This window comes from Bacteroidales bacterium (genome assembly GCA_031275285.1).
Taxonomy (GTDB): domain Bacteria; phylum Bacteroidota; class Bacteroidia; order Bacteroidales; family UBA4181; genus JAIRLS01.
The window spans coordinates 1-10322 of sequence record JAISOY010000148.1 but is presented as its reverse complement, the minus strand read 5'-3'; the positions used below and the strand labels follow the sequence as shown (position 1 = coordinate 10322).

Below are 10322 nucleotides of genomic sequence, written 5' to 3'. Positions count from 1 at the left end.
AGTTAGCCCCTTATATTCATGATGGGAGTTATCAGGCGGCAATTATGAGTGAGGGAGAGGAAGCTGAGGTGTATAAAACTATCTTTGCAGGACAACAATACCGGTTATATATTTGTGCTGATCAAAGTTTACCGGGTGTTGAATTTGTCGTTTCCGATATTCACCGGAACATATTGTTTGATAACCGTAAACATAAGAATGTCCTGATGTGGGATTTTCGTTCGGAATCCAGTCAGCAAATAAAAGTAACCATACGTATACCCAAAGCAAAAAAGAAAGATGATACAGAACAAGAACTGGCTTTTGGTTGTGTTGGCATATTATTTGGATTGAAAGAGAATTAAGTTTAATCATTTGCTGATCATAATGGGTTTAATTGTAATAGAAGGCTTGGATGGATCCGGTAAGTCAACTCAAATCAATAAGTTATATGAGTACTTATCTTCGCGTGGACATAAATGTCATTTATTGCATTTCCCACGTACGGATAGTCCGGTATATGGAGAATTGATCGCTCGCTTCCTAAGGGGAGACTTGGGAGAGATCCATCAGGTCGATCCATATCTTGTGGCATTGATATATGCCGGAGATCGTTTTGATTTTAAACCGGAATTGGAAAAATGGTTGCAGGAAGATGCATTTGTGCTTTTGGACCGTTACGTGTATTCAAATATAGCCTACCAGTGTGCCAAAATTGAGAATGAGAAAGAAAAGAAGATTTTGCGTGACTGGATTTTACATCTGGAATTTGAATATCATGGTCTGCCGAAACCGGATCTGAATATTTTCCTGGATGTTCCTTTTGGTTTTACCCATCAGAAATTAACCAATGCCAGAAGCGGAGATGAACGTACGTATCTGAACGGGAAAAGGGATATTCATGAAGCTGACCTTGATTTTCAGGAAAAGGTACGGAATGCCTATCTTTTGTTATCGGACGAAGACGCTTTTTTAAAGATCAGTTGTAATGATAATAACTCCATGTTGCCGGTTGAACAGGTATTTGACAAAGTTTTGGCCGGTTTGAATGAAAAGAAGATAAACGTATAATTATAATAAAAGGATTGTGAATAAATTGGTCACTATATGGTTTTTGTTTGTCGGATTGCTTGCTGTAAATGCCCAGTACGATATTAAAACTGCCGAGAGAGATCGCATGGCCGAAGCCAAAGTGAAAACACAGATAGAATATACCCATGATTATAAAAACGGGACACCATCTTCCCAAGGATATAAATCATCTGTCAGGAAATTCAATGCGAATGGGGATATTACAGAGGAAACGAATTATAATGCTTCCGACAAGATCATTTCTGTAATCGTTTACCAATATAACAATAAAAACGAAAGGGTGAACCATGAGCGTTACCAAGGTAATCGTGAAAAATTACAGTATAGCCAGAAAATGGTATATGACTCAAAAGGTAACAAGATTAAAGAATATGGATTTGATGGCGTTGCTTCATATAGCAACACTTACACATATGAGAATGGGAAATTGGTGGAAATGACATACACATTGGATAATGTAGTTGTTGAGAAGAGGAAATTGAGTTATTCCGGTAATAAAACAGAGATACTCATATTTGACGCCAATAATGAATTAATTTTTAAACAGGTAAATGCGTATACTCCACAAGGTCTCCTTGTTTCTGAGGTGAAAACGGATTTTCAGGGAAATGTGGTCTATATGCTCGATCTGGAATATCGGGATGATGGCGTGTTATTATCTGAGGCCAGGAAACGGGGTGATCTTCTTGAATATAAGAAGATATATGAATATGATACTGAGAATCGGATTATAAAAGAAGAAACAATCAATCTTGAAGGTGAAAGATATGTTTCTCATGAATATAAGTACAATGATCGAAGTTATCTGGAACTGGAAAAATGGAAAAAAAATAATCGTTCCAACGGTATTTCATCCAAGAAAATGACCTATGATTCCAAAGGTATCCATTCTGAGGTAGAATCTTATTTTGCTTCTTATAAATTGCATTCGTTGTATAAATATACGTACGAATACTATTAATTATACCACTAATTCCTTGATAAAATAATAGGTAAAGGCAATACAAGTAGCTAACTTTAAGCCGGTCCCTACCAGGAATCCGATAAAAGAACCTATCCCGGATTTTAACGCGTCATTGGTTTCACGGCCGGTGATCAATTCTCCGGCAACGGCACCTAAAAAAGGGCCTAAAATAATGCCTGCCGGCGGGAAAAAAAGACCTGCGACCAGTCCTACCATAGCTCCGATCATCCCTGCTCTGCTACCACCCCATTTTTTTGTTCCCCATACAGGGATAAAATAGTCCAGTACGGTAACAATGATCATAATAACAGCTGAAATTACCAGAAAGCGGGTTGAAAAATCTGCAAAATCAGTGGCCTGTAGCAGCAACAATCCGATATAACTTAAAGGGGGACCAGGTATTGCCGGAACAATGCATCCGACTAAGCCTGTCAGGATAAACAAACTACCTGTTATTACCAAAACGATATCAAGAAACATACGGATTTATTTTTTGTGAATCTTACCGATCAATTTTTTAATTTCTTTATCCGTTGTAAAAGAGTAGGATGTGAATAATGAAAAAATACATAGACCCGATGCGGGGTCAGATTAGAAAGATTATTTACAGATAATCTTTTTAATGCTCCGATAAGGGCTTCTCCCATACCATATTTTGCAGCAAAAGCATCTGCCTGGTATTCATGTTTGCGTGAGGATACATTCAGCATCAGTCCGATCATCACAGATATCGGGCTGTATAAAATACCAAATGCAATCAAACCGATATGAAAACTGGGGGTTGATACACCTAATGCCTGGGAAAGGACAGGTTGGGAAATGAACAGGGATAGGATGAATAACATCACTCCGGCCTGTATAGTAGATAAAACCATGCCTTGTATGATATGTTTCTTTTTATAATGGCCTATTTCGTGCATCAATACTGCAACAATTTCTTCAGTTGATAATTCTTTGATCAGGGTATCATACAATACGATCCTTTTTTTTCGTCCTAATCCGCTGAAATAGGCATTGGCTTTTGTAGACCGTTTCGATCCGTCAATGGTATAGATGCGGTCAATATGAAATCCGGCCTTTTCGGCCTGGCTGGTGATGGCATTTTTTAAATCGCCTTCTTCGAGGGGTTTTTGCTTATTGAACAAAGGAACAATGAGTGATGAATAAAAAGTAGTGGTAAACAGCATAAACAGGATAACCAAACCCCATGTCCAAAACCAGAAGTATGAGGTGGTATGAAGATAAAACCAGATAACGAGTGCTAAAACTCCTCCTCCGATGATACCGGAGAGCAACCATCCTTTCACTTTGTCGGTAATATATAATTTGGGCGTAATTTTATTGAACCCGAATTTTTGTTCGATAACAAAAGTATCGTAAATGGAAAAAGGGGTATTCAACAGATCAACGGCTAATCCCAAGATCATAAAAAAGATCAATGGATGTATAATAGGATGGGTACTGATGTTGGCCGCCATTTTATCTACCCAGGCAAACCCGTCAAGAAAAAGCATCAGCAGGATGATCATCAGGTTGAATGTGCCTGTAATCAGACCAAACCGAATATTGATGCGTTCATATTTCTGTGATTGAATATATTTCTTACTGTCATAAATATCACTCAAGTCAGGTGGTAATTTCTCCGACAGGTTTTTTAGGTTGAGGTAATCCAGCCAACTTTCGAGTAAAAAATCGGCAATAATGATAGTGACAATGAATACAAAAACAATGTGGGGTGACATCTAATAATTGCTATTGGTCTGTTGATCGAGAATTATGCTCTGTTTTTTCCTGTTTTCTAAAAGACGTAAATAAGTGGTATTTACTTTATTTGATGAATAATTGATGGAACGTTGTAGCCACTGGATGGATTCATCCAATTGATTCATATATTCGTGGCCAACGGCTATATTATAATTGATTTTACCTTTTATTTTCTTTTGTCCCCTTTTACGACAGGCGACCAACATTTCTTCCCATATATTTATAGCGCGTTCATGTCCGTTATTTTTCAGGGCTGTGTATGCTAGCCCTGATAACTCAGGAAACTTATTGAGCATATATATAGCCCGTTCTTCCTTTTGCCAATGAGGGGCAAGAAACTTGGTACAGGATCTTGCCAATATAATTCCAAGATCCCACCATATATCATTAATAGAAGGAAGTTTAGTCTTTACGGCATCAACTCTATAAGATGGAGATGCTGCTGCAGTCCAGTCTGATATAATTCCGGAAAACCAGGTCCGGATATCCCGGTCGATATAATTCTCTATAATATCGCCGTCACGATTTCTTACAGACCATAAAGCAATATAAAAGACTTCAACGGATGCTTCCCACGTTTGGAAAGAGTATTGTTCTATGTAATGCCTGTTTTTCAACTGAAGATGGTCGAGGCTGATAAAATAATCAAAATCGGAAGATTGAGGTATTTTTCTATGATCATCAGTAACAAAAACTGCAAAAGATGTTCGTTCAAAGCCGGGAGCCTTTTCCAGAAGGCTTTTCAAGGAATAAAGGGTATTGTTTATCAGGGAGTCAGTATGTACCCCGTATGTTGCTTCATTGCTTTGGATGGCCTCATCCAGAAGTGAAGGCGGAGCATAAATGGCGATTTTCTTCCTGGAATCCTTAAATGTAATCTTTGCAGGCTGCAGCGTTTCAATAGGAATTTCACGTATAACCACACATGCCGATGTGAATAACGACATCCATACAACAAACAGATATTTGAAAACTTTTATCAAATGTTCAGCAAATAATGGTTTTATGCAAAAGTAATTATTTTGTCCGGATATGTTCATTAAAAAATATTAAATCCGACTCAACACATCATCTATTTGTTTGATGGCCTTTTTAAGTATGGGTGACGGGCATCCGACATTTATCCTCATGAAAGACATGGCTTCGGATCCGAATTCAATACCTCTGTTCAATCCTACCTTTGCTTTGGATATTACAGTGTCATATAGTTTTTTCCCCGACAAGCCCGACGGTGAAAAATCCAGCCACGCCAGAAAAGTGCCTTCAGGACGGATATAACGGACGTAAGATGATTTTTTTGTCCATTCGTCCAACAGGTCAAAATTGGTATTCAGGTAATCAATAAGCGTATCCAGCCACTGGTCTCCATATCGGTATGCAGCTTCAAATGCTACATCTCCGAATATATTTCCCGATCCGACATGTATTTTATTGACTTCCCGCTCAAATTTTTCCTTTAAAACAGGATTGGATGTGAACATTAACGAGGTGCTTAGGCCTGCAATATTAAAAGTCTTGCTGGGAGCGATAAGGGAAACCGTCTGGGAGGCAATATCCTGGGAAATATCAATCAGGGACGGACAGGAAGCTTTATTAAGCATCAGGTCGGAATGGATCATGTCGCATACAACGGTTAACCGGTGCCTGACACAGATCTCAGCCAGGCGGGTTAATTCCGCCTCTGTCCAAACCCTTCCAACAGGATTATGCGGATGACACAGGATCAACATTTTTGTTTTATCATCAATGATTTTTTCCAGATGATCAAAATCCATTTCATACCGTTCGCCGGATTTTTTAAGAGGATTACGCACTATTGTACGTTGATGGTCACTGACAGCCGTGTAGAACGGAGGATAAACAGGTGTCTGGATGATCACTTTATCACCCGGTTCACTGTATGCCATCACACAAAAGTTCAGTGCGGAAACGACTCCCGGAGAAAAAGAGAACCATTCCGGTTGTATGGTCCATCCGTGACGGCGTTTGACCCAGTCAACGGCTGATTGGAAAAAGGCTCCGGAATGAAAAGTATATCCGTATATCTCATGTTCCATCCGTTTTTTGATGGCGGACGAGACTTCCTGGGGAACACGAAAATCCATATCGGCTACCCATAAGGGCAATATATCATCTTCGCCAAAAACATCGGGTAACCTGTCGAATTTATAAGATTGTGTGTTCCGCCGATCAATGATCTTATCAAAATAGGAAGAAGTATATGATTGCATAGTAAAAATAGACAAATAAAAGATTTTAACCGTTTTTCATAACATACAATTGCCCGGTTTCAAACCGTATTACTTTTACTTTTTCACCGGGATTGATATAACCTATTTCAGATATGGCATCATATAACCTGCCATCAATATCTATTTTTCCTCCGGGACGAAGTATCGAACGGGCGACACCTGTCATTCCTACCATATTTGATAGGTTATCAAAGCTAACATAACCTTCCGAGCTTTTCTGTTCAGCCTGTAGTGTGATTTTTTTCAGGTTACTGTTTTGGAAGAAAAATTTTCCCAGCCAGATAGAAAGCAATAATGCGATAGTTGCCGAAGCAACCACCAATGCTATGGATTTGAGTATCGCCTTTAGCCCGTATGAAAAGTCCCATTCAAAAACGATATTATCTACCATTGCCAGGCTAAGCCCGAATACCATCAATATGATACCTGAAATGCCGGCAACCCCGAATCCCGGAAGTGCAAATATTTCCACGGCTATTAATACCAGCCCGGTAAAAAAGAGCGCCAGTTCCCAATGGTTGGCTATTCCTTCAAGATAGAGGGGGGCAAAATAGAGTAAGGCGGCAACAATAGATACCACAATAGCGAATCCGATGCCAGGCGTTTGTATTTCAAAGTAAATCCCCCCGATGATCAACATGATCAGAACGCTTTGCAGGTAAGGATTGAGTAAAAAATGAATCACTTTCTCCAAAGGAGTAAGGATATGGCGTGTTACCTCATAATCAGCTATCTGATTGATTGCCAAGATATCTTCAATTTTTTCTACTTTCCCCTCGCAATAACCGACCTTTATAGCCTCCTCAACAGTCATTGTCAGTACCTTGGTGGAATCAATCAGTCCTTTTACGGAGACTGTAGGATCAACCATTGCTTCGGCAATCTTTGGATCACGTTTCCAACGGTATACCGTGTCTTTTCCAGTGATGATCGTATCCTTGCCGTGTGCTTCTGCGGTAGCACGCATCATCGATCGCATAAATGACTGGTATTTATCCGGTACGGCTTCACCGGTTTGATTGACAACAGTAGCCGCACCAATACTGGCGCCTTCCCTCATGTATATCTTATCGGCCGCAATAGCGATCAAAGCACCGGCAGAAATGGCATTATTATCTATAAATACATAAATAGGGATAGGACAGTTGAGTATTTTAGTCCGGATGGAGTCAGCTGCATCTACCAATCCCCCGTAAGTATTCATATGGATGATGATCAGCCGCGCTTTCATTTCAACGGCCTGATTGATGCTCTGCATCGTAGTACGCCAGGTGGAAGGGCCGATTTCATCTTTTAGATCGAATATATACACTATATCCTTGTTGGAGGACGGGATAGCAATACTATCATTGGCCTCTAACCGGAAACTTGATATACAAAGAAGGAGGACAATACTCATCCGTAGGAACGGAATACTGTATTTTGAAGTCCGGACATAAAAAGATTGACTCATAATCAATTGATTATATTTATGAAATGTTGTTTGAAACAATTAGGTATAACAGGAACGTATTACATGGACAAATATACGAAATATAGCATTCTGTTACAGATAAAAGGCTTCAATGATTGCTTTATTGGAATAAAATTCTAAAGTCGATGATAATTTGTTCGTAAAAATACAAATTTTTCTTTATGCTGAAATGCTATTCCTGATGGAGATATTCTCCTGTTTGAAGATTCATGTTGCAGTTTATAACTGCATGTTTATAAATGAGCATCTTCGACAAGCTGTTTATTTCTTTTTTCTTTGGAGTTTATTGAGCTTGTTCCATGCTTTTTTCGTCATGATTACCAGGTCTTCTTTTTCCAGGTCAAAAATGGAAACATGCTTTTTACCGATGACATGATGTTGTTTCCATTCTACAAAATCTTTATACAACAATAATGTGCAGATATCTGTCGAATTGATATAATCGGAAATCACGTGGGTATGATATGTGGTTGACATTTTATTTTCCGGATCACCCGATGTATACGGATATCGGAGTAGTGATATGTGTAGCTGTTCTTTCTTTATAAGCTTATTATCATGGTTATAGGTTAACAGATAGTCGTTCCCGATCATTACAACATGGGGGATCTCAGAAGCGGTCAAAATGAACACTTTTCTTTTATCACCTTCAATTAAGGGGATTAGATTCATGGCTGTGTTTTCGTAGAAAGAAAAGAACTTATCCGGATTTTCTAAAATCTGCCTGCTCGCATCCTGCCTGATAGCGATCAGGTCATTTTCCAATTGACTGGCTGTATGATCGAGAGAATCAATTTCAACAGGCTTATTTCCTGGCAAACTATCAAAATAGTACCGGACAAATATATGAGATGGCTGGTCCCGATTAAAAAATATATTCACCACCTGATCATTTTCATTTACATACGAAAGGTATCCTCCGATACTATCCCGCTTATTAGAGAATCGGGCGAGAAAATCATCTGTTCCGTACCAGGAAGCTTTTTCCAGTCGAAACAAAAGCTTTCCTTCTTCCAAAACGCTTTTGGTTTCCTGCCCCAATAAAAGTGATGTCAGATTAAAAACCAGGATTAAAATTATTCCCCATCTTTTCATATTACTCATACTCATTTTATGATTAAAATACTTTTTGATTCTTCAATCAAACTGGTCACGGACATTGTTTACTTTAATCGCTTGATCATTGACATACCGGATGATTTTGTAACGGAAAATTTTTCAGGATCAAGGTATGCTTCTATGAACGGAAGATCCGGGGCATAATAAAAGCAACCTCCGGTTTTTAATCCATTCAGGATATCCATGTATTTTTTTGCATACCCGATAAAATCTCCATCTTTACGCAGATGATGGTGAATGAAATGATTCGAAAATCCCAGGTGACTGATGATTGTCCCCCATTTTTGATTCCCATAATCATATTCCAGCCAGTTTGTCTTTTCTATATAAGGTAATTCATTTGAAAACCGGTCTATCCCATAAGTTTCCAATCCTTCTTTCCGCAGGCTTTTCACCAGATGGCACTCCTTTCCGCATCCAATATCCAGGATAGGTGCTGACAATACATGCCGGTCCAGGCAAAAAATACTTTTCTGCAGGTCTGCACTATATTCTGAGCATACAACTGGTTCCAAAGCCTGGTCTTTTTCCCGGTAAATATCCTGTAAAAAAGAATTGGTCTTTTGCAACCAGCTTTTTAAATGTTGATAATGATTCCGGGAAATAACATCCATCGGAGTTTTTTTTCGGCAAATCTCTTCGAATAATTGCACATATATCTTCCTCAGATTGCTTTTATCAGCATCTTTAAATGATAGGTATTGATTGACCCGGCAAAATTCCTGTAATACTTTTTCAGTAGTGTAATCAATCAGCATTTCTATATTTTCCCGGGGAATATTATCTAAATTCCGGATCAGGTCGATGGTCGATTCTGCAAATTTCATGCTTTCGTCTAATGTCTCATAAAACAGGTTTTTTCCCTCGTTAAACCGGATTTGTTTGTCTATATGCTCCTGTAATCGATCCATGGGCTATTTCAGTTATAGAAAAAATAAAAGGTACGATTTAAGGCATCCATTCCAGACTGTTTGTCAATGGATTTTTTTTATGCCATTGCATGAACTCCTGATAGCTTCGGACTTTTCCTGTAAAGACAGCCTTATATACTTCTATGCCCGGGATGATCTCATCTTCATGCATATCGTACTTTATGCGGAGAATAGCCTCACGTATTTCAGGTGTTAATTTACGGATGATAGCATCGGTTACTTTTTCGACGACGCCGTCATATCTGGAATTTTTACGGATGTGGATCATATCAAATTTCCAGGAATTGGCTTCTTCATCTTCGTATATGGCATGCCATTCGATACATTCTTCTTCCGTATCGATGAGATTTTTATATTGAATATCTTTTAGAGCCAGTTGTTCGGCCAGTTTTCCCACCACTAAAAAGCTATCTGTGATGGATAGATTTTCTGTATAGATATGTAAATCAATGTCTCTATGTATCAACAAGCCTGTTTTTAAAGAGCCAACGATATTTACCTTGCCGCCAATACTTTCCCATAGCCGGATCATTTGCGATTTTTCAAGGATATTCCAGGCTATTTGTTGGTTGCGTTGGGAAATTTCAAGTACATCCATCCACTTCGATATTAAGTGGACAAAAATAGTGTAAGTCGGAAACAATAAAAATAATACACTGACTTTTGTTATCCGGGTGTTCTGTTTTCATACGATTAAGCATACTTGCAGATGCGTAGAACGCTATCCATTATTGAACAAGTATCAC

Annotated in this window: 11 protein-coding genes; 3 read left to right on the top strand and 8 right to left on the bottom strand. The window is 38.7% G+C overall.

The features are described 5' to 3' along the window. The 3 genes from LBQ60_15010 to LBQ60_15000 all read left to right on the top strand — a co-directional run. Window positions 1–344: hypothetical protein (locus LBQ60_15010; protein MDR2039230.1), on the top strand; the 344-nt coding region annotated here is incomplete at its 5' end. 22 nt (window positions 345–366) lie between these two features. Then, window positions 367–1050, top strand: coding sequence for a dTMP kinase (gene tmk, locus LBQ60_15005; protein ID MDR2039229.1), 684 nt, complete (start codon window positions 367–369; stop codon window positions 1048–1050). Window positions 1051–1066: 16 nt separating this feature from the next. Beyond that, on the top strand, window positions 1067–2032 hold the full coding sequence (locus tag LBQ60_15000) for a hypothetical protein (GenBank protein ID MDR2039228.1): 966 nt from the start codon (window positions 1067–1069) through the stop codon (window positions 2030–2032). Here the strand turns inward: LBQ60_15000 and LBQ60_14995 are convergent, their stop codons facing one another. The 8 genes from LBQ60_14995 to LBQ60_14960 all read right to left on the bottom strand — a co-directional run bounded on the left by LBQ60_14995 (window position 2033) and on the right by LBQ60_14960 (window position 10174). Beyond that, window positions 2033–2515 carry a DUF456 domain-containing protein gene (locus LBQ60_14995; protein ID MDR2039227.1) on the bottom strand — a complete coding sequence of 161 codons (483 nt, stop codon included), beginning with the start codon at window positions 2513–2515 and terminating at the stop codon, window positions 2033–2035. A gap of 29 nt (window positions 2516–2544) precedes the next feature. Then, the gene (locus LBQ60_14990) at window positions 2545–3777 is read right to left on the bottom strand and encodes a M48 family metallopeptidase (protein MDR2039226.1); all 1233 of its coding nucleotides are present in this window, start codon (window positions 3775–3777) and stop codon (window positions 2545–2547) included. Next, window positions 3778–4782 carry a DUF6340 family protein gene (locus tag LBQ60_14985; GenBank protein MDR2039225.1) on the bottom strand — a complete coding sequence of 335 codons (1005 nt, stop codon included), beginning with the start codon at window positions 4780–4782 and terminating at the stop codon, window positions 3778–3780. A 66-nt stretch (window positions 4783–4848) separates the two neighbouring features. Then, window positions 4849–6045: a PatB family C-S lyase gene (locus LBQ60_14980; GenBank protein MDR2039224.1), complete on the bottom strand. Its 1197-nt coding sequence runs from the start codon at window positions 6043–6045 to the stop codon at window positions 4849–4851. A gap of 10 nt (window positions 6046–6055) precedes the next feature. Further along, window positions 6056–7504, bottom strand: a complete 1449-nt coding sequence (locus LBQ60_14975) for a nodulation protein NfeD (protein MDR2039223.1) — start codon at window positions 7502–7504, stop codon at window positions 6056–6058. A gap of 282 nt (window positions 7505–7786) precedes the next feature. Continuing rightward, complete coding sequence (locus tag LBQ60_14970; GenBank protein ID MDR2039222.1) at window positions 7787–8629, bottom strand: hypothetical protein; 843 nt, start codon at window positions 8627–8629, stop codon at window positions 7787–7789. Window positions 8630–8688: 59 nt separating this feature from the next. After that, complete coding sequence (locus LBQ60_14965) at window positions 8689–9555, bottom strand: hypothetical protein (GenBank protein ID MDR2039221.1); 867 nt, start codon at window positions 9553–9555, stop codon at window positions 8689–8691. A 37-nt stretch (window positions 9556–9592) separates the two neighbouring features. Further along, on the bottom strand, window positions 9593–10174 hold the full coding sequence (locus LBQ60_14960; GenBank protein MDR2039220.1) for a phosphoglycerate mutase family protein: 582 nt from the start codon (window positions 10172–10174) through the stop codon (window positions 9593–9595). Window positions 10175–10322: the final 148 nt, after the last annotated feature.

What these genes read in the sequence shown, in the direction of transcription:
- LBQ60_14970 (MDR2039222.1), bottom strand. Translation starts at nt 8,629, where the DNA reads ATGAGTAATATGAAAAGATGGGGAATAATTTTAATCCTGGTTTTTAAT.
- LBQ60_14965 (MDR2039221.1), bottom strand. Translation starts at nt 9,555, where the DNA reads ATGGATCGATTACAGGAGCATATAGACAAACAAATCCGGTTTAACGAG.
- LBQ60_14995 (MDR2039227.1), bottom strand. Translation starts at nt 2,515, where the DNA reads ATGTTTCTTGATATCGTTTTGGTAATAACAGGTAGTTTGTTTATCCTG.
- tmk (MDR2039229.1), top strand. Translation starts at nt 367, where the DNA reads ATGGGTTTAATTGTAATAGAAGGCTTGGATGGATCCGGTAAGTCAACT.
- LBQ60_14975 (MDR2039223.1), bottom strand. Translation starts at nt 7,504, where the DNA reads ATGAGTCAATCTTTTTATGTCCGGACTTCAAAATACAGTATTCCGTTC.
- LBQ60_14960 (MDR2039220.1), bottom strand. Translation starts at nt 10,174, where the DNA reads ATGGATGTACTTGAAATTTCCCAACGCAACCAACAAATAGCCTGGAAT.
- LBQ60_14990 (MDR2039226.1), bottom strand. Translation starts at nt 3,777, where the DNA reads ATGTCACCCCACATTGTTTTTGTATTCATTGTCACTATCATTATTGCC.